The organism is Candidatus Eisenbacteria bacterium, assembly GCA_035712145.1.
GTDB lineage: Bacteria > Eisenbacteria > RBG-16-71-46 > RBG-16-71-46 > RBG-16-71-46 > DASTBI01.
The window spans coordinates 1-26549 of sequence record DASTBI010000209.1; the positions used below are offsets into that span (position 1 = coordinate 1).

Below are 26549 nucleotides of genomic sequence, written 5' to 3' on the forward strand. Positions count from 1 at the left end.
ACGCTGTTCGCCGACGTCGAGCTGGTCGGTCAGGCCGAGCTCGCCCGGCTGGAGATCATGGGGCTGGACGTCGAGAACGAGGAGAGGAACACAGGCCTGCTGTCGCAGCCCTGCGCGGCCCTGCGTGGAACACGCTGCGGCATCTACGCCCATCGTCCGAAGTGTTGTCGCGTGTTCCAGTGCCATCTCCTACAGAACGCCCAGCGCGGAGCCGTGACGGTCGAGCGAGCCTTGGAGCAGATCGCGGACGCCCGGCAGCAGATCACGCAAGTGAGAGCCATGCTGGGCCGTTTGGGAAATCGCGACGAGGGCCTGCCCATCAAGGAGCGATGCGCGGAGACGCTCGCCGGAGAAGGCGGCAAGACTCCCGCGGCGATCAAAGACCGCGCGGACCTCGAGGCCGCGATGGCCACCCTCGAGCGCACGATCTGGAACAAGTTCCTCGGCAGCGGGAAGCGTCGGGATTAACTCTGGAGGCCGCCGTGAGTGCCTCGCAACGGCGTTTCGCGTTCTTTCTCATCGCCGGCGTGTTGGCCGCGGCGCCCGCATCCGCAAAGCCGAAACACATCCTCATCAGCGACAGCTTGCTCGCCAACTCCCACCAGTGGAACGTCAAGCGAAACGACAAGTGGACAGTCATGAATCGCTGGGCCTTTGGTGAGTATGCCGTCGTGGACAGCAAGACGGGATGGATCACCGGAGGAACGCACACGAACCTCTTCAAGACCAAGACCGAGAGCCATTCCCAGGAGAAGTTCTCCTTCGTCTTGAGCAACAAGACGGATTCCGCCTTCGTGGACGCGGTGCGTCAAGTCGTCACGCAATCCAACCCGGGATTGAAGGTTGGGAAAGGCGTGCACGTCGGTGGCACGGGCCTGACGGAGGAGACCGATCGCTTCATTGGGTCCATAACCATCGGTCGCGATACGACGGAGATCTGGAACCTGTTCATCGGCGACACCGAGGTCTCCGAATGGAGCTACGACCGCGAAGATTTGGCCAGCCATACCTCGGTCCTGATTCAGGGGGAGAGACGCATCGCCCTGGTTCCGGTGTTCTCGAAGAAGCTCGACAAGAAGCCCTCGTTCTTTGCGCCGCTCACGATGGGATTGCGCCCCCCCGCCATGGGCTACGAGTTCATCGAGGATGGACACTCTCTCTGCGCGGTGGAGTACTTCAGCTCGGGCATTTCGGGCTTTTTCAAGAACACGGTCTGGATGGACAAGAGCGCGGAGCCGCGCCTGCGACTCGTGCTCGCCGCCGCGATGACGTCGGTGCTGCAGTTGAAGTGCGAGGTGCAGCAGCGCTACGAGCCGGCTGAGGAGTGAACGAGCCGGTCGCGGTGCTCACCATCCCGCTGCTGCCGCCGGACCCGACCGCCGGCCCACGGTCCAAGCGCCGGGCCCTGAGGGGCCAGGTTCGTCACGGCGTTCGTGAATTGGAGTTGCGGCGGGTATGCTGGCCCCATCGTTTGGCAGATGGTTCCAAACTCTTGGTTCCGCATGGGGGTTGGCCGACCCCCTCACCCAACGAACTTTCTATTCACCCCGGGAAGGGGGTCATCAATGCCTGGCAGAGGAGCTCCTTCGTTTCTCAAGCGTCAGAAGGAACAGCAACGGGTCGCGCGGGCAAATGCGAAGCGGGCGGAAAAGCAGGCCCGCCGTGAGAGAAGGGCGGCGGAAGCGAGGCCCGAAGAAGGGCTCGATGAAGGAGTAAGCGCGGAACCGGCCCAGGATCAAGATGTAGAAGAAGCCGCCGAACCGGAGAAGGACTAGAGCGCAGCGGAGGCTTCAAGACTCGCGCTGGAGCTGCCGTTTGAGCGCCGGGAGCGCCGCGGGCTTGAGTCGTTTTCGACTCGTGACCAGAGACCGCAGCCGGCCGGCACGAGCGCTCGCTTCGAGAGCTTTGCCGGTCGCGAGCTTCGAATGAGGCCAGGGAAGGAGATCGTCCGGAAACTGACGCTGCAGCTCGCGCACGAAGTCGCGGACGTCACGTCGCGTACCACGCTGCTTGGCCTCGACCTCGACCTCCTCGAGGCTAACCCGCAGGCCGTCGAACCCGTAGATGACCCGGTCGACCGCCATCTCACCGATCACCCTCTTCCGGTGCACGACCTCGCGAATCATCCGCCGGGTCTTGCGGACCTGGGAGGATACCAGCCGCGAGGACGCCGAGCTCCACTTGGCCTGGATGAATGCGCGCGGCGTTGGGAGATCCGCACTCACCATGCGTGAGAGCTCGTGAAGCACACGTCCGGCGTTCTTCATGTTGAGCGGCAGTTCGAGCTCTTCGCGCGAGCTGACGCCTCCACTCTCGTGCCCGGATGATTTCAGGGTGATCAACGAACCGCCGTCTTTGATCATGCGCGTGCGGAGTGCGATGCGCTTTGCCGCGAGGCGACCATCGGGTGTGTCGAGATAGGTGTCGTGGATGCTCTCGACGCCCTTCGCGCGCAGCTCGAACGCGCCGAGATGCCGTAACGCGGCGAGTCGGCGGATCACTTGTTCGGGCGAAGCCGACACGACCATGAGCGCGGCTTCGCGCTCGACGGGCGTCTGGCGTCTTCTGGTCCGAGAGCGCGTCGTCATCCCGGCGTCGGCTCCGAGGGATCCCGGACCAGCCCGATGTTGGCGCCACGCCAGAGCTTGCCGTCATCCCTCTGCCTCTTCGTCACCGAATATCGCCACGCCATGAAGAAAAGCTCCAACAGCACCATGGCAATTGCCGCGGCGAATCCGAGAAAGGCGGATTCCCCAGTGGGGCGCTGGCCCAAATTCCAGTACCACAGCGCAACCAGGAGTCCGACCAGCAGGGCATTCAATAGCGCCACGGTCATGCTGAGGCCACCATTGAGCCACGACCTTGCCAGGCGGTTGTCATCACGACCTGGCCTGCCTCGAATGCCTGCCGGTCTCGTGATGCCCTGAAATTTCGAAAGGTTGCGCGGCTGGTAGAGCCACGCGGTTGTCAGATCGCCCAGCACCAGCCGGCGGAGTTGGTCGGCGCGCTCCTTGTAGTCATCGGTGACGTTGTCGCGATTGACCATCCGCAACAGGGTCGCGAGCCCCACCAAAAGAAGCCCTCCCAGTGCGGGCAGACCAATGCGCAGCACGACCTGTGTCGCTGCATCCATCGCCTCCTTCGTAGCGACCGCCGCCATGGCTGCGTCCGTCGTCTCAGGCTTTGCTGCATCGAGCGCGTAGCCGAACAGGGCTGCGAGCCCGGCGATCGTCGCTGTGATCAACGTGATGAGGAACTGTACGCGCCGCTCACCTGATTCTTCATTCCTCCAGAAGCTCTCCGACCAGTTGTCGAGATCGTGAAGCAGCACATCACGCCGGAGGGAGTCGTCCGGGTGCGGAGGTCTCGGCATCCGAAGTTCCTGGGAGTCGGTCCTGGTCATGCGTCCTCCTCGGCGATGGCAGAGGGCAATCTAACGCACCCATCGGCTTTCATCCCACTTCCTGGACCCACTCGGCCCCGGTGTGTAGGGTCGCCGAGATGAGCCCACTCGCCTCCTTGTGTCGCCGCATCGTCGCAGCGCCCGGCTTCCAGAACTTCGTCATGGCGCTGATCCTGGCCAACGCGGTCCTGCTGGGAATCGAGACCTCGCGGGAGCTGATGTCCCGCCACGCGTCGCTGTTCTCCGCCGCGTCGGTCGTGATCCAGGTCCTGTTCATGATCGAGATCACCATACGACTGGCCGCCTACCTTCCACGCGCGCACGTGTTCTTCAGCGACGGATGGAACCTCTTCGATTTCGTGGTGGTCGCGCTCTCCCTGCTTCCCCTGGCGGGCCCGTTCGCCACGATCGCGCGCCTCGCGCGGGTGCTGCGGGTGTCACGGCTCGTCTCTGTGTGGCCCGACCTGCGCCTGATCATCGGGACCATGCTGCGCTCGATCCCCTCCATGGGACACGTCATCGCCCTGCTCTCGCTGCTCCTCTACGTCTATGGCGTCGTGGGATTCCACCTCTTCCATCGCGTCGCGCCGGAGTACTGGGGTTCGCTGCCACTGGCGCTCGAGACCTTGTTCCAGACGCTGACCCTGGAAGGCTGGATCGAGGTCGCCGATCGCAGCCGTCACCCGCTGGGCTGGATCTTCTTCACGAGCTTCATCGTGGTGGCGGTATTCGTGGTCACCAACCTGTTCATTGCCGTGGTGATCAACAACCTCGATCGGGTGCGCAGCGAGGAGCTCCATGCCCAGGACGAAGCGAGCCCGCACCACACCGTGCTGGCGCGGATCGAGTCCCTGAAGGCCGAGCTGAACGAGCTGGAAGCCGCGCTGCGCCGGAAAGGGTGACCCCGGACTCGGAGGCCGAGTCATGGGGGCGACGAGCACGGCGGTGTCGCTGAGGGTGCGCGGCTGCCCCCACGACCACCTATGCGTCGTCTTCCGTGGGCTCCATCGCTTCGCCCGATTCGATGGACCGGCGCAACAGGGTGCGCAGCTTCTCCTCGATCTCTACGGAGAGCCGACTCATCTGCGCGCCATAGCGGCTTTGCTCGGCGCCAAGGATGGACTGCTCTTCGCCCAGCTCCGACTGCCGGCTCCCGAGCTCGCTCTGCCGTCTCGAGCACTCGCGCATCGCCTCGTCGACTCGCTTCTGCTCGCGCTCCAGCTGGGACGTCGACAAGCCGCGACGTTCGCGGGAACGGATCTTGAAGGCGAGGCTCACCTGCTGCGCCGCGAGCTCCGCTTGGCGCGCGCCGAGCCTGCCCTGCTCTCCTCCCAGCGCGCCCTGCCGTCCGCCGAGTGCGCCTTGCCTCCCCCCCAGCTCGCCCATCTTTCGCCCCAGCGCTTCCATGGGCTCCACGATCTTGCTCGCGGCGGAGATGGTCTCGGCGTCGCGCACGATGTAGTCCCGATCGTCCATCCGGAAGTACAGGAACTTCCCACCCCCAAGGCGCAGGGCGCGCGTGATCATCCGCTGGGCCCGCTCGTCCGTGTTGCCGACGGTGTGACGCTTCCCTTCACCTCCCTCGACCAGCGCCCAGAAGAAGTCCCGGTCGTCGGAGTCGCCATTGGAGCTTCCCCCAGCGGAACAATTGAGTATCGCGGCCGTGGCGAGCACTGGTTGGGCGGCCGGTTGGGCGACCGGGTTGACCACCAGTTTGGCGACCAGTTTGGCGACCGGTTTGGTGACCGGTTTGGCGACCGGTTGGGCGACCGGTTTGGCGACCGGTTTGGCGACGGCTTTGGCGACCGGTTGGGCGACCGGTTTGGCGACAGAAGGCTTGGGAGAAGCACCTTCAGTGGAGGTCGGCCGATCCACGCTCGGGGATGCTGGCGCGGGGCTGAACGTGGCCCGGGCGGACGCGAGGAACGAGCTGATGAGGAGCGTCGGGACCACCATTCCCGAGAGGAAGGCCCTGGCGTAGGCCCTGGATTCAGGCGAGCGAAGACTCATGGAATCCCCTCCTACGCTCAATCGTTCGGCTCTGCAGAACCTCGCCTTCCGCGGCTGGCCCCTTCGGAGCTCGACCCTTGAGACGGACGGGAGCTAAGAAAGGTTGGAAGGCGGCAGGCTACCCGGCGTCTTTCACCTGCACGACCTCGTACATGTTCTTCCCGTCCGCCTGGATCGGCTGGTAATAGGTCTCACCGAACTTCACGTAGGTCTGTTCGCCGATCTTCACCTCCTCCCCGCCCTCAGGCAGGTTGGAAACGACCGCGCCGGCGGTCGCGGGCACCACCTTGTACCCATCGGAGACCTTCTCGTAATACCCGCCGCCATAGAAGTAGGTCGTCGTCCCGTTGACGACCAGCTTCTCCGCTTCGGACGGGATGCTCTTCACGGTGGCTCCGACGGGCGCCGCCACCGCCACGTAACCATCCCCATCCTTCAGGTACCACGTGCCCTGATCGTAGTAGTAGTCGCGGCTCTCGGTGACGGTGGTCTGAGTCGTCGTGGTGGTCGTCGTGGAGACAGGCGGCGGAGCCGTCACCGACACGAGGATGGCGGTCGCCGCCATGGCCGCGACAAAGACACCCCATGGGTTGTAGGCCGGTCCGTAGTACATGGGCGCGTACGGGCGGTAGTAGTACGGGTGGTGGCAGTAATAGGCGTGTCCGCCGTAGGCATAGGGCGGGCGTCCGTAGGCGACGTTGCTGTTGCGCACGTAAGTGTTCCGGCTGTTGTCGACGTTGATGTTGATGTTCGTATCGCCGCGTCCGCGATTGTTGTTCCCGCGGTTGTTGTTGCGATTGCCGCCGGAGTTGACGTTGTTCCGATTGCGGTCGTTGGTGCTGACGTTGCTGTTGCGGCCGCCCTGCGTCCCCGATCCGCCTCCGCCCGGCCGGCTGCCACCTTGGTTGGGCAGACTCTGGTTGCCCCCGTTGATCGACGCTCCGGACGATGGACGGGATGTGCTCTGTCGGTTGCTGGCGCTGGGCGAACGGTTGTTGCTGCTCGCGGATGACCGGTTCGCGCTGCCGGAGCTGCGCCCACCTCCTCCGGAGCGCCCACCGCCTCCTCCACCGCGCATGCGCTGGGCGAACGCGTCCCCCGAGATCAGGAGGAGCTGAGCCCCGATCGTGACGACCGCGACCAGGCGAGTGACCTGCTTTCGCGGTCTCACTTCTTCGGCCCTCCGGGACTCCTCTTCTCGTTGCGGGCCACGAGCCGCACCTCCCGCGATCCCGGCGGCGGCGTGAAGCGGAACAGCGTCGTCGGCAGATCGGGATTCATCTTCCAATCCGAGAAAGCGCCCTGGTACTCGGTCACCTGACCCTTCTCGCGGGTGCGGAACAGGTACTTCACCGGCAGCGTCGCGGCATCATTGGCGATCCACAGCTCCATGTCCTGCTCGGTTCCCTTCGCCATGATGTGGAAGCACTCCTGCTCGCCGATCCGCACTAGCTTGCGGAACGTGATCCGCTGGCTCTGAGCGATCAGGTCGTCCACGAACGTGGGATAGAGAAGATCAGCGGCGGGGAAATCGACGCCGTACGCCTCGTGGATGCTCTTGATCATCTCGATGATCGTCGGTGGAGCCGACACCCGCCCATAGTTGTTCTCGCCGTACCAGTAGGAATACGCCTCCTTGCCGTCGTACCAGAACCCGCGATGACCGGCGTCGCCGGTCGTGTTCACCAGCATCTTGTCCGGGCCGGTCAGGAACACCTCGTGCGAGTTGTGGAGCTTCACCATCATGCCGGTCTCGGCGTCCCATTCATCGTGCGACACGTCGAGCTGGAAGCTGCATGAGTGCAGAGCGCCGATGTTGTCGGCCATCCGGGTAAGGACGGTCAGCGCCTTGGGATCATCGGTCTTGGTCTGGGGTCGAGCGGGCGCGGCTGCGCCTAGGATCAGCACTGCGGAAAGGATGATGGTTCGCATGGGCCTTCACGGTTGACGGGAGAGAACCGCTATCTCGACGAGATCGAGATGAAGGGCCTACCACCATCCCTGGCTTCGAGCACGCTAACGCGAAGCCTCAGCACACACAAGCACGGCCTTCGAGTCGCGAACGAATCCGCGTCCAGATCTCAGAGGGCAGACCGCTGCGGACGCTCTAGTACACCGCGTTCAATCCGACGCGCAGGCCCACGCCATTCGCGTCCACCGTCTCGCTCCAGGTCACGCCATTCGCGTCGACGACGTCCCGCTTGAGCATGGCGCCGTTGTAGAACACCTCGCTGTCCAGGCGAACACCCTGCGAGAGCCTCAGTCCCACCCCGCCGAAGCTCTGCCATGCGTAGTTCTCGTAGGTCGCATGGGCCTCTTCTTCGGTGCGGTAGTCGTGGCCGTTGAGGATGAGCCATTCGTAACCGCCCGCGACGCCGAGATAGGGCACCAGAAAGAACTTGTTCGTGAGCTTGACCTGGAGGAAGAGCATCGCGGGAATGAGCTGCGCGTCCACCCTGGCGAGCTCGATGGATGGCTCGAATCCCGGCAGTGCTCCGGGGACCGGTTCCAGCAGACTCTTCACCTTGAACGTCCAGTCTCCCATGACGCCGAGCAGCACGTGCTGGCCGAGATCGAGGCCGATGCGCAGCCCTAGAGTTGGTCCGATGCCATTCGTGGCGTTCGGGGAGAACAAGCCGCCGTGGAAGTTGATCTCGCCGGTGCGAGACCTTGGGGTCCAGACATCCGCGTACGAGCTGCTGTAAGTGGCGGTGTCCGCAGGTGATGTCTGCGCCAGGGCGTCCTTCGCCAAGGTTGCGGAGGCCAGGATCAGGGCGAATGCTGCGAGAAGCGATGTGGCTGCCGCCACGAGAGAGGCGAGGAAAGCTGACCGACAACGGGACATTCAAATCTCCTTGAGACGAGAGAGGCTGCGCGAGGGGGACGCCATCGACGCAGGGCGTAGTCTAGGGCCTTCCTGAACGAGCCCGCAACGCACCGGATCTCTCGAGAGGTCGTCAGGCCGCGTCAGCGGCTGCCGAAGTACGGCATGAACCCCGAGGTCTAGGCTTTGGAGAGGGAATCAGCGAGGAGAGCGGTCGCGCTTTCCCTGCTCATAGGTGGCCGATTCGGCCTCCACGCGCCGCCTGCCGTCGGCCCATTGCTGGATGAAGTGAACGGTCAGACTACCCAGGCCGAATGCGGAGAACAGCGCGATCCAGTCGATCATCGGATCCTCGAGGAGATCAAGGGGGGACGTTGAGAGGCTGAGAGGAGCGAGAATCCTATCGAATGAGGCGACTGGAGCAAGGGCTCAATTCGCGCCTGACCGATATTTCACATCACCGCCGGCCCCCGAGCCACGCCATTTCTTGACCTCAGCGCTCCTTCATGGCCGTCTCTCTCGGGAAACGCGCCCGTGCCAGCTCTGCGATGCGCCGCCCCATGGCGGCGCCGACCTCGGTCGAGTTGCGGTAGTGGACGCCGGCGTAGATCCGCGCCTCCGAGACCTCGCGCATGAAGTCCGCCGGCTTCGTCCACGTTCTCGTCGCTCCACCCGCGGTCGGGCTCGTGGTCTCGAGCCGCGGTGAGGAGCCGGCCTCGATCGAGGATTCGAGCACGGTGCCGAGCGCGCTCGACACGATGCAATGAGCGCACGGGTACTCCGGGTGCATGGGCGTCTCGACCAGAGGCTCCCACTGCGGGTCACGCACGTTCGCAGGCGCGTTGCGGATGGCGGTGATCGGGCGCCAGAACTCGTAGTGGTACTTCGCATCGAACACCGCGATCGCCGCGTCGTCCATCGCGACGGCGGCTTCGGCCAGCAGCCGCGAGCTCTCGCGGACGTCGCCGCTGGCGCTCGCCACACTGCGCGCGATTGGCCAATAGACGGACGGCGACGTGGTCTCCCAGAAGCGCGCGACCTCGGTCTGCTCGGGTGTGCGCCGCGAGCTGTTCCTGCCGCCGAGAGCGGCGGACTCCGCGAGGTCGCGCTTCCAGATCTCGCTGTCGAGCTTGGGCGGCGGACCGGGACGGAACTGCTCGCCGCTCTTCATGAGCCAGGGCTTGCGGCGTCCCCAATGTGGCACCAGGGGCAGCGCCGTGGGCACGTACGTCCCGGGGGTGGTGCGCGGACGGTAGGTATTGGGCGCCTCGGCGCCGTCGTTGGCGCGCGCCGCCAGCACCGCCTTTGCAGCCTTCTCACCCGCCGCGATGCCATCGGTCTTCTCCGCTCCATCGGGCAGCTTCGCCAGCGCGGCGCGGTACTCCGCCTCGATCGCTTCCTGCTCGGACGGCAGCGACGCGAGCAACGCGGTGCGGGTGGCCGCGGCCACAGCCGCCTCGATCGATGCCTTCGGCGCCGCGGCGGGAGCCGCGTAGAGCGGCGCATAGCGGCCGCCGATGGACTGCACCGCGTCGAAGACCGAGACCTGGGCAAGCGCCATCGCCCGAACTGCCATGGGGGTGTTCTTCACCTTCGACACGATCATCACGGCGCGCGTGTTGGCGTCGGTGACCGCGTCGGCGAACGCTCCGGGTGCGGGGGCCAGAGACGCGAGCAACAGCCAGGCAAGTCGTGAACGATGGTGGCCTGTGCGCAGGGTCATGGCTTTCTCCTTCATGGCGGCGGGACGAGCTCCTCGAACCGGAGCGCACCTTCGCAGACCGCCGCGCTCGCGCCAAGTTCAATGAATGAACTTGTAGCTCCGTCCGGGAGGACCTAGCGTCCGACCGATGAAAGGCTACGGACAGTTCTGCCCGATCGCGGTGGCCAGCGAGATCGTCGCCGAGCGTTGGACCCCCTTGATCCTGCGCGAGCTGCTCAGCGGGTCGCGTCGATTCGGAGAGATAAGGCAGGGCCTGCCGCTCATCTCGCGGGCGCTGCTGGTCCAAAGACTGCGCTTTCTGGAGGAGTCCGGTCTCATCGCCAGTCAGCCGCGCGCAGAAGGCCGTGGGCGGGAGTATGTCCCCACCCGGGCGGCCGAGGAGTTCGGTCAGGTCCTGGACGGGCTCGGCGCATGGGGACAACGCTGGGCCACCACGCAATTCGATCCCGAGAACCTCGATCTCGGACTACTCATGTGGAACATGCGCCGCCGCGTGGACGTGCGACGATTGCCGCCGCAGCGGGTCGTTGCCCGCTTCGAGTTCCGGGCCTTCCCGGCGCGCTGCCGGCCGCTCCGCACCTGCTGGCTGATCCTCGATCGCCGGGGCTCGGAGGTCTGCTACAGGGATCCGATGCTCGACGTGGACCTGGTGATCACGGCCCACGCGGGATCGCTGGCGCGCATCTGGCTCGGTGCTTTGACCTTCGAAAACGCCGCGCGAGCTGGCGAGCTCCAGCTGGAAGGGCCTCCGCATCTGGTGCGAGCGTTCCCGACCTGGTTCCTGCTCAGCCGTTTCGCCGCTGTCCGCAAAGACGGCAGCGAAGCGAGGGCCACCTGACCGGGGTATGTCCTCGATGCGGATTGCCCGGGGCGACCCGCATTTCGAGCGGGGGTCACCCATCGAGCGAGATGAATCTGACCTCTCCGGGACGTCGGGCCAACTCATCGCGCCGCTTAGGGTTCGTACGCGAGGGCGGCCTGATCCGTGCAACGCGGGGCGCCCGTGCCCTCGTGAGTGGCGACCGATCGCGGGCCGCGGCATCAGAGAGATGACTCCGCCCGTCGGTCCAACCAGGAAGGGACTCCATTGCCCGCTTCCGCCAGCGCTCGTTGGCTCCTGCTCGCCTCGTTCCCGATCGGGATCGCGCTTTCCACCCCGGCGCACGCACTCCTTCGCGAGCGCATCACCACCACGACGCTGACCCTGCCGGCGACGCTCGAGCCTTCCGCGTCGTCGTTCCACCTGTGGAACCAGCACACGCTCGGACCTCGGCTCTACCACGAGCCGCTGCCCGACGGACGCACCATGGTGGGCTGGACCGATGCCGCCATGAACGGCCACGTCAGCATCGTCGGCACGACCGTGCAGACCACGTTCGACTTCCCCGCCGAGCCGGTGCGCGGTCTGGTGGCGCACGCGAACGGCACGTTCGCGGTGCTGCTGTGGAACCGCGGCGGCGCGGGCTACCAGGACGATTTCACGCGGCTGTCCAAGCGCAACGCGAACGGAACCCAGGCGTGGACCGTGACGGTGACGACGACCGAGTACACGCCGAACCCTGCGCAGTTCAACATCGGGGATAGCCGGCTTGCGTACGCCAACGGCGTGTATGGCGCGTACCTCAGCGTTCACTCCTCCTCCGGACACGAAGGCGATCGCTATCAGCGGATCAGCGACACCGGAGCCATCCTGAGCGGCGGCTGGGGATGGGGGCTCTCCCACTCGATGTCGGGCGTGATCGCCGCGCATCCGGAGAACGGCACGCTGCACACGGTCGGCTCCAGCGACTGCTACCCGAGCAAGGCGCTCCTCTTCGACAAGAGCACGACGCTCTTCGCGGCCGACGCCGACTGCGCCGGCAAGGTCTCGGTCCAGCTCGGGCAGATGGCCGCGGCGCGAGGCGCTCTGTGGCTGGTGGCGATGAACGCCATCGATCGGCCGGGATATCCTGCGCGCGGCGTCGGAATCGTGCGGATCCGCCCGGGAGGCGCGCCGAATCTCACCTGGCTCACCAGCACACTCGGCGCCGACGAGCGCGATCCGGTGATCGCGCGGATCGGGACCAGCGTTGGATCGAACCGCTTCCTGGTCGGCTGGCGACTGCTCAGCGACGGCAGCTTCCGAGTGGCCACGGTGGACTCCAATGCCGTCGTGAGGAGCGGGCCGGAGATCGTTTCCCCGGCGGTGAAGTGGGGAGCGCGGGACGACTCCTACCGCGCGCGTCCCGACGGAAGCATCTCCTGGGTGGAAGGGTCCTCCGGATCGACCACGCTTCGGCTGCACCGCTATTCCGAATCGCTGGTCGCGGTGGAGGACGAGACCCTGGGCTCCGGCGCGACCACCTCACTCTCCATGCGGTCGCCCTATCCGAATCCCGTGCGCGGCGGCACCGCGACCCTCCGCTTCGCCCTCGCGCGCCCGGGGCGCGTCACGCTCCGGATCCACGACGCGGCCGGCAGGCTGGTTCGCCAGCTGGTGGACGGCGAGCATGCCGCGGGATCGCACGAGACGCGGTGGGACGGCCGAGGTACGAGCGGCCAGCCGGCGCGGTCCGGCGTCTATTTCGCGACCGTCGAATCGGGCGCCGAGCGCGCAACCACCCGGTTCCTGCTGCTCGATTAGCCTAACCCGCCCTGTTGCCGGGGTTCGGATCGATCGCGACCGTCGCGCTGAGATCCGATGAGCGTGATGCCTCTCGCGCGGTGGCGATCGCGCGCTCGAACGACATCGCCCGTCCGTCTTCCTCGGCGTGGGCGGCGCGCAGAGGGCCGAGCGCCGCGCGTGCGGCTCCGAGGTAGCGCTCGAGCAGCTCGTCCCAGAACCTCATGTGCGGGTCGACCCCGAGACGGGCGTTCTCGGCCTGGACCGCCGCTCCGAGCCGCACTCCCAGCGCGGCCTCTCCCAGCCCGGCGAGGGACATCGCGATCCCCTGGATCTCGAAGCCGGTCTCGAGGCGATCGCCGATCGCCTCGGCGAGATTCAAGCTCTGGCCGTACAGGGCGAGACTCTCCTCACAGCGCCCGGCGATCAACGCGCAGTCGGCCAGGTAGTGCCAGCCGAAGTGCTCGCTTCGACGGTCGGCGCTCGCGCGCGCATAAGCCAGGATCTCGTGCGACATCGCATCGGCGAACTCGAGGTGATGGAGCGCCACCAGCACCTGGGTCAGGGCGACCCTTGCGCGATTGATCATCACCGGATCCCCGATCTCGATCTGCAGCCGCAGGCACTCCTCGAACGATGCCCGCGCCGCCTCGTCCTCGGCGCCCAGGAGCTGGGCCCAGCCGATCCCTTCGAGCGCCAGAGCGATCTCGCGCCGGTCACCGAGCGTTCGCCAGGACTCGAGCGCTTCCTCCATGAGTCGTCGCGCCTCTCGAGCCTCGCCTTGCCAGGTGAGGATCTTCGCCAGCTCACGCGATGCCCTCGCCCGCGACGCCCGGACGGGATCGATCGGCGTCGCCGCGAGCGCTTTGCCCAGATGCTCCCGTCCCTCCATCGCGTGGGATCGGGCCTGCCAGAACCAGCCCAGGCCCCCGGCCAGCTCGAGATAGCGCCCGGGCTGCCGCTCGCGGGCCAGCTCGAGCGCCGCGCGCAGATTGTCGTGCTCCCGCTCGAGCACCTGGCCCCACGATTCCTCGCGGGTGAGACGCTCCGGATAGGCGCGCTCCACCAGACCGGCGAAGAAGGACAGATGCCTCAGGCGAACGGCATCGGTTTCGCCCTCCTCGACCAGGAGCGCGCTCACGAACTGGCGGACGGTCTCGAGCAGCATCGAGCGCGGCTCGCTTCCTGGCGCGCGCTCCACGATGACCAGCGACTTGTCCACCAGTCGCCCGAGCAGCTCCAGGACCTCGAACTCGTCCGAGGCGTCGGCGACGGCGGTGGCCGCGGCAAGCGTCCATCCACCCGCGAACACCGAGAGCGCGCGCAGGAGCCGCTGCTCTTCCGGTCCGAGCTGGTCGTAGCTCCACTGCAGCGTGGCGCGGAGCGTCTGATGCCGGGGCAGCGCGCCGCGTGCGCCACCCGTGAGCAGCCGGAAGCGGTCATCCAGCCGCGACCGAATCTGCTCCAGGGAGAGAATCTTCACGCGCGCCGCCGCCAGCTCGATGGCCAGCGGAATGCCGTCGAGGCGCCGGCAGATCTCCACCAGGGCCTCGACGTTGCCCGTGGCGAGCGAGAAATCCGGCACGGCGAGACGCGCGCGATCGACGAAGAGCCTGACCGCCTCGGAGTCGGCCACGGTGTCCTGCGCGACTCCGGCCGAGGGCAGGCTCATCGAGCGCAAGGCGAATACGCGCTCGCCGTAGGTCGCCAGCGGCTCGCGGCTCGTCGCGAGGATTCGCACACCCGGGCACTGCCGGAGGAGCGCGTCGGCGAGCCGGACGCAGGCCTCGAGCAGGTGCTCGCAGTTGTCGAGCACGATGAGCAGCGAGCGGGCGCCGAGATGCTCGACCAGCGTCGCTTCGAGACTCTTCCCCGCCTGCTCGGCGACGCCGAGCGACTGGGCCACCGCCTCCACGACATGACGACTCTCTCCCAGCGGCGCGAGGTCCGCGAACCACACGCCGTCCTGGAAACGGGCCGCTTGACGCTCGGCGAGCTTGATGGCGAGCCTCGTCTTCCCTCCCCCGCCCACTCCCGTCACGGTGAGCAGGCGGTGCTCCATGAGGAGGCGCGAGCACTCCGCCAGGTCCTGCTCGCGGCCGATGAAGCGCGTGCGCTCGAGCGGAAGATGATGGGTGGCGCCCTCGGACACCCGAGGCGCCGAGGCGCCCGCGACGAGCGATGCCATCGAAACCGCCTCGGCAAACGCGGCCGCCGTCGGATAACGGTCCGCTGGAGCTTTCGCGAGCGCGCGCGCGACCACGGCGGCCAGCTCCACCGGCGTCTCGGGACGAAGGTCGGTGAGTGATGGCGGCGCGGTGCTGAGATGCTGCAGCGCGAGCGACTCGGTGGCTCCGGTGAAAGGTGGAGCGCCGGCCAGCATCTCGAAGGTGACGCAGCCGAGGCTGTAGAGATCGGTCCTGCCATCCACGGCCGCGCCGGCGACGAGCTGCTCCGGCGCCATGTACGACGGTGTGCCGAGGATCGCTCCGTGCGCGGTGCGGCCCATGGCAGCCTCGGATCCGGTGGCGCGCGCGATGCCGAAATCGGCGACCAGCGCCATGCCGTCGGCAAGCAGAATGTTGTCGGGCTTGATGTCCCGGTGTACGAGGCCTTGCCGATGGGCGTATCCCAGGGCGCTGGCGATCTCGCGGGCAAGGCGCACGGCGTCCTCGACCGGCAGACGCTTCTCGCGCTCGATCAAGGCGCGCAAGGTCTCCCCTTGAACGAAGGGCATGACGTAGTAGAGCCGGCCTTCCACGACGCCCGAGTCGTGCAGCGGCAGGATGTGCGGGTGCGTCAGCCGGGCGGCGATGGTGATCTCCCGCCGGAAGCGATCGTCGCCGATCTCCGACGCGACTTCGGGACTCAGGACCTTGATGGCCACACGGCGCCCGTGCTTCAGGTCCTCGGCGAGGTAGACCGTCGCCATTCCGCCGCGTCCGATCTCGTCGAGGACTCGGTAGCGGTCGGCGAGGCCCTGCTTCAGGAGCGCGAGAAGTTCCTGCACATGTCGAGGATGAGCGCGTTCCCTCGGCCGCGCAAGGCAGCACGGTGGGCGCGCGGACACGCCGCTTTGCGAACGGTTCGAAGTCGCGCTAGCGTGGCGTCATGACATTCGACGTTCGTCCCACGAGCGCCGACCGCGTGCGCGTCCGAGTCCAGCGTCTCTCACACGCGGCGGATCTTCCGTTGCCCAGCTATGCGTCACCCGGCGCCGCGGGCCTCGACGTGAGGGCCGCGCTGGGCGAGCCGATCGAGATCGCGTCGAGCGGCATTGCGCGCATTCCCACCGGATTGGTGGTCGAGATCCCGGCCGGCTTCGAGCTGCAGATCCGCCCGCGCTCGGGGATCGCCGCGCGGCATGGCGTCACGCTGGCCAATGCTCCAGCCACGATCGACTCCGACTACCGCGGCGAGATCCTGGTGGCGCTCATCAACCACGGGCCATCGCCGTTCACGGTCGCGCGCGGAGACCGCATCGCGCAGCTGGTGCTGGCGCGGGTGCCCGTGGTCGAGTGGGACGAAGTGAACGAGCTCTCCGAGACCGCCCGGGGCGCGGGCGGCTTCGGTCACACGGGAGTGGCTTGACCCGCTGAACGCAGGGCTGCTGCTACGGGTCACGCCGGTAGCGCCGCAGGGGCGGCGTTCGCCAGGCGACCCACGCGGTCGCCAGCAGGCAGGCGAGCCCTCCGCTCACCACCGAAGCGCGCGCGCCGAAGCCCTGCGCGACGAGCCCCGCCTCGAGCTCCCCGAGCTGCGGACCGCCCATGAAGAACGCCATGTTCACGCCGGTCATCCTTCCCCGCATGGCATCCGGAGTGTTGAGCTGGCGGATGACGTTGCGGATCACCATGCTGACCGTGTCGGTCGCCCCGGTCAGCGCCAGGCAGAGAAACGTGAGCCAGAAGTCCTGAGACCAACCGAACAACACGGTGGCCAATCCGTAGCCGGCGACCGACCAGAGCATGACGGCGCCGCGGCGCTCGATCTTGTCCATCAGCGGCACGAGGGCGAGGCTGGTCAGCATCGCTCCCACCGATGGCGCGGCCGTCAGCAGCCCGTAGCCGCGCGCCCCGACCTTCAGGATGTCCTGGGCGAAGATCGGCAAGAGCGCGGTCGCCGAGGCGAAGAAGGTGGCGAAGAAGTCCAGCAGCATGGTCGAGCGAATGAGCGGCGCGCCGAACACGAAGCGAAGACCCTCGAGCGCCGCGGCCATGCTGATGCGCGGGCTTCTGTCGTGCTCGCGGCGTTCCGGACCGCGCATCATCACCAGCGCGCCGATCACGAACAGGAACGACACGGCGTTGAGCGCATACGCCCATGCCACGCCGAGCGTCGCGATGACCAGACCGCCGGCCGCGGGACCGAGCACCGATGCGGTCTGGAACATGATGGTGTTGAGCGCGATCGCGTTCGGCAGATCCTCGCGCGGGACGAGATTCGGGATCAGCGATTGCCTCGCCGGGCCGTCGAACGAGCCGAAGGCCGCGCTGCAGGCCGCGAGCAGATAGACCGGCCACACGCTGGTCACAGAGGCGTACGTGACTGCCGCGAGCAAGGCCGCGGACAGGGCCATCCCCGCCTGGGTGACGAGCATGAGGCGGCGCCGGTCCATGGCGTCGGCGACCACACCGGCCACCACCGAGAGACCGATGATCGGGAGCACTCGCACGAGCCCCACCATCCCGAGCGCCAGACCCCGGTGCGACTCCGGAACCAGCAGGGACACGTGCCAGAGGATCGCGGCCGACTGCATCATCGAGCCGGCCATCGAGATCAGCTGGCTTCCCCACAGGAGGCGGAAGTCACGATGGCGCAGCGCCACCAGGGCGGAGGCTCTTGGCGCGGCGGTCACGGCCGCAGCCTATCCGCCGGGAACTCGGCCCTTCAAACCCGGCGCATGGCTCCGATCAATTGGTCTTGGCCCAACCGGTCGCGGTCGAGTAATCTCCGCGCCGCTTTTTGACCGGGACGCCAAGCCGCTTTCCTGGGAATCACACTCGACGAGGAATTCATGGAAACGCCCGATCCGCCCGACCAGCCGCCTCCCACCTACATGTCGCCGAAGCTGCGCGAGAAGCTCTACGACCAGCCCGGCCGCCTGGGTCGAGACTCCAGTCACGACCAGCCCCCCTCGTGGATGGGGCCGGTGATCCTCGGCTTGCTGGCCGTGGCCGTGGTGTTGGTCGGCATGGGCATCATGCGGTCGAACGCGGAGAGGAAGCGCCTGGCCGTGATCGCACGCGCGGACTCGCTGCGCAACGCGCGAACCGCCGACAGCCTTGCCGTGATCATGCGCGACTCGCTGCGCGCCGACAGCATCCGCACCGCCGCGCTGCCGAAGCCCACACCCAGACCCTCCGCGGCGCCCGCGTCCGCCCCGAGCGCCGGTGGCGCGACCGCGGCTGCCCCGCCGCCTGCAGAGACCCGGAAGTACGGCCTCATCGTCGGCGAGTTCATCGATGAGGCGCGCGCCAACGAGGTGAAGGATCAGCTGGCGTCCAGCACGTCACTTCCGGGACGCGTCATCTCCGTGGACAACGGCAATGCCTTCCGCGTCATCCTCGGATCGTTCGACGGCCGGGCCGCGGCCGACAGGGCCGCCGGGGACCTCAGCAGCAAGGGCCTCGTCAGCGAGGCGCGCGTCACCGCGCTGCCCAAGTAGCCCGCACGCACGCCGGCAAGGCGATCGCTATTCCACGATCACCTTGCCGGCAATCATGTCCATGCCGCACGCGTAGCGGAACGATCCTTTCTTCTTGGGCGTGAAGGCGATCGTGACCGGCTGGTTGAGCGGCAGCGGCTGATTGATCCCTTCGCTCTTCATCACGAACTCGGTGGCACAGGTCTTCTCGGTCTTGCGCGTGACCACCAGCGTCACCGGCGCCCCCTCGGCCACACGGACCTCGGCAGGCTCGAAGCCTTCCTCGGTCACGGTGATCGCGATCGGCCCGGCCGGCGAAGGCTGAGCCGCGGTGCGGGCCGGTTGCGAGCTTCCGCAGCCGGAGGCAGCCAGCGCGGCCAGGGAGAGGGCGAAGATCCATCGATGCATCACGAGCTCCTTTCGATATCACGGTCGACGGTCTCGAGCCGTCGCCGCACTTGTCCCCATCGCCAGTAAGCGTAGATCACGGGAATGATCTCCAGCGTGAGAAACGTGGAAGTGATCAAGCCACCCACCATCGGCGCGGCCACCCGCTTCATGACATCCGCGCCCGAGCCGTGCGCCCACAGGAGCGGCAACAGCCCAATGAACGTGGTCGCCACCGTCATCAGCTTGGGCCGCAGGCGCTGGACCGCCCCCTCGAGCGTGGCTTCGACCACGTCGTCGAAGCTTCGCAGTCTTCCCTCCCGCTGCCAGCGCCGGAACGCTCCGTCGCAGTAGACCATCATCACGATCCCGGTCTGCGCGGCGAGGCCGACCAGCGCGATCAGGCCCACCCACACCGCGGTCGAGAGCCGGTAGTCGAGCAGAGCCAGCAACCAGATGCTGCCGACCAGCGCGAAGGGCACCGAAGCCAGGACGATCAGCGACTGGGTGAGGTTGCCGAAGTTGAGGAACAACAGCAGCAGGACGAGCGCGAGCGTGAGCGGCACCACCACGCGCATGCGCGACCGCACCTGCTCGAGCAGCTCGTATTGTCCGGTCCAATCGAGGAAATAGCCGGAGGGCAGCCGCAACGCCGCGGTCGCGCGCCGCGCTTCGTCGACATAACCGCCGATGTCGCGCTGCGCCGCGTCCATGTCGACGTAGACGTATCCGGTCAACATGCCGTCCTCGTCACGGATCATCGGCGGGCCGCCCACCACGCGAATCTGGGCCACCTGGCCGAGCGGCACGTGACCGCCTCCGGTCTCGAGCCACCGGCTCCCGGCGTTCCCGCGGCCTGCTTCAGGCTGCGGGACCCGCTCTTCGGCCTCCGGCATGTCGGGGCCTTCCATGCCTCCCATGCCACCGCCACGGTCCTCGGCCGAAGCGGCCGCCATGGGGGGCGGAGCGTTCGACATCGTCGCTCCTCCTGCTCCGGACGCGGCCCGCATCCCGCCGGGCAGCGGGATCAGGAGATGGCGAAGATGCTCCAGGTCCTGGCGCATCTCGCTCGGGTATCGGACGTTGATGCTGAAGCGATTTCGTCCTTCGACCGCCATCTCGATCGGCTGACCACCGACCGCGGCTTCGACCACGTCCTGCACATCTCCCACCGTGAGCCCGTAGCGCGCGAGCGCCAGGCGATCGGGAACGATGTCGAGGTAGAACCCGCCGGTGTTCCGGTCCGAGTACACGCTGCGCGTGCCACGAACGCGTGACACGATGCGCTCGAGATCCATGCCGATGCGCTCGATGGTATCGAGGCTGGCTCCGTGGATCTTGATGCCGATCGGCGTGCGAATGCCGGTCGCCAGCATGTCGACGCGCGTCTTGATCGGCATCGTCCAGGCATTGGTCCAGCCCGGCAGGTGGATCGCCTTGTTGAGCTCCTGGGTCAGCTCTTCCCAGCCCATGCGGCGCCGGTCCGGCCAGAACACCCGCAGCGGCGGCTTGAGCCACTCCGGCGCCCACCCCGAGTACCAGCGCGGCACGTCGATCTGGCGCCACTGATCGGCGGGCTTGAGCTTGACCACGGTCTCGACCATCGACAGCGGCGCCGGATCGGTCGCGGTCTCGGAGCGGCCGGCCTTGCCGAATACCCGCTCGACTTCCGGGAATCCCCGGATGATTCGGTCCTGCACCTGGAGCTGGCGCTTGACCTCTTCGATCGACACGTTGGGGAAGGTGGTCGGCATGTAGAGCATGTCGCCTTCGTTGAGCGGCGGCATGAACTCGTGGCCGAGCCGCATGGCCATCGGCACCGCCGACAGCACCGCGGCCAGACCGATCGCGATCGTGGTCTTCGGGTTCTTGAGCGCCACCCATGCGAACGGGCGGTACACCCGGATCAACGCGCGCGAAAGCGGGTGCTCGCGCTCGGACCGGATGCGGCCGCGGACGAACCAGGTCATCAAGGCCGGCGCGACGGTGACCGAGACCAGCGCCGCGGCGGCCATGGCGAAGGTCTTGGTGAAGGCCAGCGGCTTGAACAGGCGGCCCGCCTGGCCATTGAGCGCGAAGATGGGCAGGAAGGCCACCGTGATGACGAGCAGCGCGAAGAAGATCGGTGGCCCGACCTCCACCGCCGCCTCGATCACGATCCGGCGACGGTCGGCGCCGGGAGGCGCGGTCTCGAGATGCTTGTGCGCGTTCTCCACCAGGACGATCGTCGCGTCGACCATCGCTCCGATGGCGATCGCGATCCCGCCGAGGCTCATGATGTTCGAGTGGATCCCGAACAGCGCCATCGGCACGAAGGCCAGCGCCACCGACAACGGCAGCGCGATCACGGGAACCAGAGTGCTCCTGACGTGGATCAGGAACACGAGGATCACCAGGCTCACCACCACCATCTCTTCGACCAGCGTTTGCCGCAGCGTGGCGATCGCGCGGTGGATCAGGCTCGAGCGGTCGTACACCACCTCGAGCTCGATGCCGGGCGGAAACGAAGGAGCGAGATCGTGGAGCTTGCGTTTGACCCGCTCGATCACGCTCAGCGCGTTCTCGCCATAGCGCATCACGATCGTGCCGCCCACGGCCTCGCCTTCGCCGTCGAGCTCGGACAGGCCGCGGCGGATCTCGGGCCCGAACGACACCGTCGCCACGTCGGCGACCCGCACCGGAGTCCCGGTCCTGGGATCGACGCCCAGCGCCACCTCGCGCAGGTCGTCCAGGCTCTTCACGTATCCGCGTCCGCGAACGAAGTACTCGCGGCCCGCCATCTCGATCACGCGTCCGCCGACATCCGAGTTGCTGCGCCGGATGGCGGAGATCACCTGGCTCAGCGACAGGCCGTAGGCGTGCAGCCGCGAGGGATTCACCTCGACCTGGTATTGGCGCTCGTAGCCGCCCACCGAGGCCACCTCGGCCACGCCGGGCACGCTCGAGAGCGCATAACGCAGATGGAAGTCCTGGAACGCGCGCAGCTCGGCGAGGTCGTGGCGCCCGCTGCGGTCCACCAGCGCGTACTGGAAGACCCAGCCGATCGACGTGGCGTCAGGTCCGAGCGTGGGCGCGACCCCCGAAGGCAACTGACCCTTGATCCGGTCGAGCGCTTCGACCACGCGGCTGCGTCCCCAGTAGAGATCCGTGCCCTCGCGGAAGATCACGTAGATGAAGCTCATCCCGAACATCGATTGTCCGCGCACCGTTTCGACACCCGGCACCGCGAGCAGCGCCGAGACCAGCGGATAGGTGACCTGGTCCTCGATCAGATCGGGGCTGCGCCCCATCCATTCGGTGAAGAGGACGACCTGCGGATCCGAAAGGTCGGGAATCGCATCGAGCGGCACCCGCTGGATCGCCACGCCGGCGCCGAGCGCCGCCAGCGTCGCGACCAGCAGCACGACACCGCGCCGGGCCGCGCACAGCTCGATCAGACGTCCGATCATGGCGCGCCTCTAATGCTTCGGCGCCGGTTGCGCCGCGCCGCCGAGGCCGCCGATCGCGGCCTTGAGGCGGCTTTCGGAATCGATGAGGAACGATGCGCTCGCCACGACGGTATCGCCGGCCGCGATCCCGGAGAGGATCTGCGTCCACTCCCCGTCCTGCGCTCCGGTGACCACGCGCCGCGGCTCGAAGCGTCCGCCCGCGCGCGCCATGAAGACGTACGTCTCGTCGCCGGTCCTCACCACGCTCTCGACCGGCACCGCGACCGCCTGGGACGCGCGCCCATTCACCACCACCCGTCCATACATCCCGGGACGCAGCAGGCCTTCGGCGTTGGGAAGCAAGAGACGCACTTTGACGGTGCGGGTCTCGGGGGAGACGGTGGGATACACGAACTCGACACGAGAGCGGAAGGTTCGTCCAGGCAGGCCCTCGGACGTGAAGGTGGCCGGGTCGCCGATCCGGATCCGCCCCAGATCCATCTCGTAGAGGTCGGCCATCACCCACACGCGTGACAGGTTCGCGACCGTGAACAGCGTGGCGCCGGGACCGACGTATTGTCCCTGCGTCACGTTGCGCTCGAGGACCGTGCCCATGACCGGGGAAACCAGGGTCAGGCGTTGCCGGGGCAGGCGCTCGCGCTGCAGCCTCTGGATTTCCGCCTCGGGAACCCCCAGCTGCCAGAGACGGCGGCGAGCCGCCGAGGGACCGCCCGACTCGTGGCCGTGTCCACTCGTGTCCCGACTTCCTTCGACGTGGCCGGAGGTCTCGATCAGGAACTCCTGCTCGGTCTGCAGCAGCTCGGGACTGTCGATCGTGAGCAGGGGCTCCCCGTCGCGCACGCGCACTCCCGTCTGGCGCACGTGCAGCTCGGCGACCCAGCCCGAGACCCGGATCTGCACTTGGCGCAACAGTCCTTCGTCCGGCGTCACGAATCCCACCAGCTCCAGCCGCTGTCCGATGGCGCGCTGTTGGGCGCGCGCCATACGCACGCCGATCATCTGCACGCGTTCCGGATCGAGTGTGACCGCCGTGAGGCCGGGCACGCCCTGGCTGTCGGGTGGTGCTGCAACCTCGGATCCGGCGGGAATCGGCTCCAGGTCCATGCCGCAGATCGGGCACTCGCCGGGCCGATCGGAGGTGTAGGTCGGATGCATCGGGCAGTGATAACGCGCGGCGGCGAGATGCGAGGCGGACTCGCCGCGGCGCCACAGCACGTAGCTCACCGTGCTGGCCAGCGCGAGCGCCAGCAGGCCAGCGAACAACGCCCAGCGCACGACGTTCATCGTCCGCGTGCCGGGCGGTGGCGTGTGCGCGCCGCCCGCAGGCTCGTGCTCGCTCATCGTGAACTCCTCTCGGGCGCCGGCACCGCCACGCCCAGCCGGTCGGCGCGTCCGGTGAGCATCACCAACTTCGCCTGGGCCCGCGCCAGTTCGTGCCGCGCGTTCACCAGGTCCAGCGCTTCCTCGTAGTAGGCGTGGCTGGCTTCGAGCACCCGCCACAACTCCGTCGCCCCGGAACCGTACGAGGCCCACGAGGCGTCCACCGCACGGCGCTGCGCCACCAGCACCGTGTCGGCGAACAGCGCCACCTCGCGCTCCGCGGCCGCCGCTTCGGCCCATGCGGCGCGCACTTCCGCGTCCAGCGTCAGCTCGGCGCCACGGCGCTCGGCCTCGGCTTCCCGTGCCATCGCCTCCATCCGGGCCGCCATGGCGCCTTCGTTGGAACCGGCGAACAGCGGGAGCATCACGCTGGCGGTGAAGCTCATCATGTCGTCCTGCTCGGTGCCGTCGGCGAGTCGTTCGCGAAACCCGTACTCGCCGCGCAGCTCGACGTCGGGCCATCGCGCGCGCCGCGCGGCCTGGGCCGCGAGCCGGTTGGCGTCCGCTCGCGCGGCCGCTTCGCGAAGCTCGGGATGCGCGTCGGAGACCCCGGTGAGCCACGGATCAGGACGATCCCCCACCGTCACCGCCGGCACGGGCGCGAGCATGGTGGTGTCCGTGACGACCTCTCCGCCCAGCGCCTCCGACAACCGCGCCTGTGCGGCGAAGCTCGCGGCGCGGAACCGAGCCATCTCCGCGCGCACGCGCGCACGCTCGGCCTCGACGCGCAGCATCTCATCGAGCCGGCCACGGCCTGCCGCATATCGGGCGCGCGCGGCTTCGACCATGCGCTGCATCACGCCCTGATGCGACTCGGCCTCACGCGCACGCTCGCGCTCGAAGAGAAGGTCGGCATAGCGCTCCCAAGCCGTTCCCATCACCTGGAGTCGAGTGCCGTCGGCACGCGCGACCTCGGCCGCCCAGGTCTCGCGGGCGGAGCCGCGCGACAGACCGTTCGATCCGAAGAGCGGGATGGTCTGCGCCACGCCGATCATCTTCATCGTCATCGGATCCATGTCGAATCCGCCTTCCCTCGGCAGGTTCAGAACGCCGGCCTCGAGCATGGGCGAGCGCCATGCGCCCGCCGGGCCAATGGCCTGTCGTGCGGCCTCGACCGCCTCGCGCTGCGAGGCCATGGTCGGGTGCGCCGCGACGGCGCGAGCGAGCGCGGTCTGAAGATCGAGCGCGGCGCTCGGCAAAGCACTCGCGGCGATCCAGGCCAGTGACAAGGCCGAAGCCGCTCGTCGGTGATGTCTCATCCAGCATCCTCCCGCGCGATCTCATCGCGCGTGGGCCACGGCTCGACGCCGAGGCGGTGAGCGTCGTTCCGGCCGGCACGGATGACCGGCGCGAACGGACGCAATCTCGAGGAGTGCTAGAAGAGCGGCGGGGCGCGGCCGCCGAAGGGATCGAGCGAGGTGGATGCGGTGGGAGGTCGCTCGTCGGCGATGAGCCTCGCGCCGAGCGGGCGAGTCTCGATGATCTCGAGCGGCTCGACGGAGACGGCGACCGACGTGGCGCCGGTGTCCGACCGGTCGAGCTGGATGGAGGACGAAGGCGCCAGCTTCACGCAGCACGGCGATAGCGAACGAGCTTCGGCTTTGCTCGCGGTCTTGCCGGACTCATGGTGGCAATCCGGGCAGCTCTTGCGCGCCACCGGTACGCCGGTGCACGCCATGGCCTGTCCGGTGAGCGTGCTGAGCACGCACAGGTGGGTGCCCGCGAGAAAGAGGACCAGCGCCGAGATGATCTCCATCCGACGGATCCAGCGACCGACGTTCCTGCTCATGCCCGGGATCATCGGCTGCGGATTCTGGGCCCGTGTCCCATGCGCGTCAACTCTGGGTCGGCCATGGGTACAGGCCGGTCGCGGAAGAAGGCGGCCAGCGCGGTGATCGTCATCCAACCCAGCACGACGAGCAGGCCGCCGATCTCCCGCTCCAGCTCGACGCGGGCGTTCTTCATCTCCCAGGAGGCGAAAAGCTCGGGAATCCAGACCCTGCCGGTCACCTGCCGCACCAGCCGGGCGGCCCACACGGTGGCCACGGCTCCGACGATCGCCGGCACCCACCAGGGGTAGCTGCGGGGCCGCAGCGCCGCCCAGAACGCAACCACGGTCGCCGCGCCGTAGATCGCCATCCACGGCAAGGGATCGGGGTCGTTGTACTGAACCACGACCGACAGCGCGAACGCCGCCGCCATGATCCAGTGCATTCCACGGAGGAACGCGGCCCGCCTCATGTCATTGAGCCACGATCTTGTAGAGACTGCCGCCGATCGTCATCACGTAGAGCTCGCCTCGCGAGTCCTGGCCGAAGCTGCTGATGTTCCCGTTCGGATCGAGGTTCGGCCAGTCCGTGAGCTGCGTGGCGAACCCTCCGCTCAGCTTGAAGCTCTTGATCCAACCGGCGCAGTGGTCGCCGTAGAAGTAGGTGCCCTGCAGGCTCGGGATGTCCGCGCCGCGATAGACGTAGCCTCCGATCACCGCGCAGTCCGGGCCCACATGGTCGTAGGCGAGGATGGGCGCCGTGAGGCCGGTCCGGTTGCATCCCGAGCTGGGATTGAAGCAATCGTTGCCCTCGGTGATCGACCAGCCGTAGTTCGCCCCCTTGCCGCGCCCGCTGGCGTTGGTATTGACGTTGATCTCCTCGTGGGCGTACTGGCCGACGTCGGTGAGGTAGAGATCGCCATTCGATCGGTCGAAGCTGAATCGCCAGGGATTCCGCAGCCCGATGCTCCACAGCTCGCGCAAGCCCGGAGCAGGCGGAAACAATGGGTTGTCCGACGGAATGCCGTAACCATCACCCGACCCGCTCACGTCCAGCCGCAGCACGGCGCCGAACAGGTCGCCCGTGCTCTGTCCGTAGTCGCGCGGGTCTTCCTGACCTCCACCGTCGCCGATGCTCATGTACAGGTAGCCGTCGGGCCCGAAGGCGATCATGCCGCCTTTGTGATTGTCCTCGTCCGGCTGGGTCAGGCTGAGAATGGTTTGCCCCGATGGGTTGGCGACGTCTCGATTGCTCGAGACCGTGTACCGGATCAGCTTCGTATCTCCCGACGGATCCAGGAAGCTGAGGTAGAAGCGCCCATTGGTCGCATAACCCGGGTCGAAGGCCATCCCGGC

Annotated in this window: 24 protein-coding genes; 7 read left to right on the forward strand and 17 right to left on the reverse strand. The window is 67.4% G+C overall.

What is annotated here, in order from left to right; translation table 11 throughout:
• On the forward strand, nucleotides 1–468 hold a 468-nt coding region (locus VFQ05_14985), incomplete at its 5' end, for a YkgJ family cysteine cluster protein (GenBank protein HET9328069.1).
• Nucleotides 469–482: 14 nt separating this feature from the next.
• The gene (locus VFQ05_14990; protein ID HET9328070.1) at nucleotides 483–1328 is read left to right on the forward strand and encodes a hypothetical protein; all 846 of its coding nucleotides are present in this window, start codon (nucleotides 483–485) and stop codon (nucleotides 1326–1328) included.
• A gap of 462 nt (nucleotides 1329–1790) precedes the next feature.
• Here the strand turns inward: VFQ05_14990 and VFQ05_14995 are convergent, their stop codons facing one another.
• Nucleotides 1791–2588, reverse strand: a complete 798-nt coding sequence (locus VFQ05_14995) for a CYTH domain-containing protein (GenBank protein HET9328071.1) — start codon at nucleotides 2586–2588, stop codon at nucleotides 1791–1793.
• Entirely contained in the window at nucleotides 2585–3403 is an 819-nt protein-coding gene (locus tag VFQ05_15000; protein ID HET9328072.1) for a hypothetical protein, read from the reverse strand. Before VFQ05_15000 ends, VFQ05_14995 begins: the two co-directional genes overlap by 4 nt.
• Before the next feature lie 98 nt (nucleotides 3404–3501).
• Between VFQ05_15000 and VFQ05_15005 the strand changes: the two genes are divergently transcribed.
• Nucleotides 3502–4305, forward strand: coding sequence for an ion transporter (locus VFQ05_15005; GenBank protein ID HET9328073.1), 804 nt, complete (start codon nucleotides 3502–3504; stop codon nucleotides 4303–4305).
• A 79-nt stretch (nucleotides 4306–4384) separates the two neighbouring features.
• Here the strand turns inward: VFQ05_15005 and VFQ05_15010 are convergent, their stop codons facing one another.
• The 6 genes from VFQ05_15010 to VFQ05_15035 all read right to left on the reverse strand — a co-directional run bounded on the left by VFQ05_15010 (nucleotide 4385) and on the right by VFQ05_15035 (nucleotide 9960).
• Nucleotides 4385–5413: a hypothetical protein gene (locus tag VFQ05_15010; protein HET9328074.1), complete on the reverse strand. Its 1029-nt coding sequence runs from the start codon at nucleotides 5411–5413 to the stop codon at nucleotides 4385–4387.
• A 118-nt stretch (nucleotides 5414–5531) separates the two neighbouring features.
• Nucleotides 5532–6584 carry a DUF6515 family protein gene (locus VFQ05_15015; GenBank protein HET9328075.1) on the reverse strand — a complete coding sequence of 351 codons (1053 nt, stop codon included), beginning with the start codon at nucleotides 6582–6584 and terminating at the stop codon, nucleotides 5532–5534.
• Entirely contained in the window at nucleotides 6581–7345 is a 765-nt protein-coding gene (locus VFQ05_15020) for a DUF2092 domain-containing protein (GenBank protein ID HET9328076.1), read from the reverse strand. The genes VFQ05_15015 and VFQ05_15020 overlap by 4 nt, the downstream gene beginning before the upstream one ends.
• Before the next feature lie 175 nt (nucleotides 7346–7520).
• Nucleotides 7521–8258: a hypothetical protein gene (locus tag VFQ05_15025; protein ID HET9328077.1), complete on the reverse strand. Its 738-nt coding sequence runs from the start codon at nucleotides 8256–8258 to the stop codon at nucleotides 7521–7523.
• A gap of 177 nt (nucleotides 8259–8435) precedes the next feature.
• Nucleotides 8436–8582: a hypothetical protein gene (locus VFQ05_15030; protein ID HET9328078.1), complete on the reverse strand. Its 147-nt coding sequence runs from the start codon at nucleotides 8580–8582 to the stop codon at nucleotides 8436–8438.
• Between the two features lie 148 nt (nucleotides 8583–8730).
• On the reverse strand, nucleotides 8731–9960 hold the full coding sequence (locus tag VFQ05_15035; GenBank protein HET9328079.1) for a vanadium-dependent haloperoxidase: 1230 nt from the start codon (nucleotides 9958–9960) through the stop codon (nucleotides 8731–8733).
• Between the two features lie 127 nt (nucleotides 9961–10087).
• On the opposite strand from VFQ05_15035, the gene VFQ05_15040 reads away from it, so the two are divergent.
• Nucleotides 10088–10798: a helix-turn-helix domain-containing protein gene (locus tag VFQ05_15040; protein HET9328080.1), complete on the forward strand. Its 711-nt coding sequence runs from the start codon at nucleotides 10088–10090 to the stop codon at nucleotides 10796–10798.
• Nucleotides 10799–11047: 249 nt separating this feature from the next.
• A complete protein-coding gene (locus VFQ05_15045) occupies nucleotides 11048–12583 on the forward strand; it encodes a FlgD immunoglobulin-like domain containing protein (protein ID HET9328081.1) in 1536 nt (511 codons plus the stop codon).
• 1 nt (nucleotide 12584) lies between these two features.
• On the opposite strand, the gene VFQ05_15050 is transcribed toward VFQ05_15045, so the two are convergent.
• The gene (locus VFQ05_15050; GenBank protein HET9328082.1) at nucleotides 12585–15572 is read right to left on the reverse strand and encodes a protein kinase; all 2988 of its coding nucleotides are present in this window, start codon (nucleotides 15570–15572) and stop codon (nucleotides 12585–12587) included.
• Nucleotides 15573–15673: 101 nt separating this feature from the next.
• Between VFQ05_15050 and dut the strand changes: the two genes are divergently transcribed.
• On the forward strand, nucleotides 15674–16153 hold the full coding sequence (dut, locus tag VFQ05_15055) for a dUTP diphosphatase (GenBank protein ID HET9328083.1): 480 nt from the start codon (nucleotides 15674–15676) through the stop codon (nucleotides 16151–16153).
• Nucleotides 16154–16175: 22 nt separating this feature from the next.
• On the opposite strand, the gene VFQ05_15060 is transcribed toward dut, so the two are convergent.
• Nucleotides 16176–17420, reverse strand: a complete 1245-nt coding sequence (locus VFQ05_15060) for an MFS transporter (protein ID HET9328084.1) — start codon at nucleotides 17418–17420, stop codon at nucleotides 16176–16178.
• Between the two features lie 159 nt (nucleotides 17421–17579).
• On the opposite strand from VFQ05_15060, the gene VFQ05_15065 reads away from it, so the two are divergent.
• Nucleotides 17580–18230, forward strand: a complete 651-nt coding sequence (locus VFQ05_15065) for an SPOR domain-containing protein (GenBank protein HET9328085.1) — start codon at nucleotides 17580–17582, stop codon at nucleotides 18228–18230.
• A gap of 27 nt (nucleotides 18231–18257) precedes the next feature.
• On the opposite strand, the gene VFQ05_15070 is transcribed toward VFQ05_15065, so the two are convergent.
• The 7 genes from VFQ05_15070 to VFQ05_15100 form a co-directional block, all read right to left on the reverse strand.
• Entirely contained in the window at nucleotides 18258–18617 is a 360-nt protein-coding gene (locus VFQ05_15070; protein ID HET9328086.1) for a cupredoxin domain-containing protein, read from the reverse strand.
• The gene (locus tag VFQ05_15075) at nucleotides 18617–22045 is read right to left on the reverse strand and encodes an efflux RND transporter permease subunit (GenBank protein ID HET9328087.1); all 3429 of its coding nucleotides are present in this window, start codon (nucleotides 22043–22045) and stop codon (nucleotides 18617–18619) included. Before VFQ05_15075 ends, VFQ05_15070 begins: the two co-directional genes overlap by 1 nt.
• A 9-nt stretch (nucleotides 22046–22054) precedes the next feature.
• Nucleotides 22055–23386 (reverse strand): efflux RND transporter periplasmic adaptor subunit, encoded by a 1332-nt coding sequence (locus VFQ05_15080; protein ID HET9328088.1) that lies wholly within the window; start codon nucleotides 23384–23386, stop codon nucleotides 22055–22057.
• Nucleotides 23383–24684 (reverse strand): TolC family protein, encoded by a 1302-nt coding sequence (locus VFQ05_15085; GenBank protein HET9328089.1) that lies wholly within the window; start codon nucleotides 24682–24684, stop codon nucleotides 23383–23385. Before VFQ05_15085 ends, VFQ05_15080 begins: the two co-directional genes overlap by 4 nt.
• A 116-nt stretch (nucleotides 24685–24800) precedes the next feature.
• On the reverse strand, nucleotides 24801–25214 hold the full coding sequence (locus tag VFQ05_15090) for a hypothetical protein (GenBank protein HET9328090.1): 414 nt from the start codon (nucleotides 25212–25214) through the stop codon (nucleotides 24801–24803).
• Nucleotides 25215–25222: 8 nt separating this feature from the next.
• Complete coding sequence (locus tag VFQ05_15095) at nucleotides 25223–25666, reverse strand: transmembrane 220 family protein (GenBank protein HET9328091.1); 444 nt, start codon at nucleotides 25664–25666, stop codon at nucleotides 25223–25225.
• A gap of 1 nt (nucleotide 25667) precedes the next feature.
• Nucleotides 25668–26549 (reverse strand): PQQ-dependent sugar dehydrogenase (locus VFQ05_15100; GenBank protein HET9328092.1); only part of this gene is annotated, 882 nt, incomplete at its 5' end.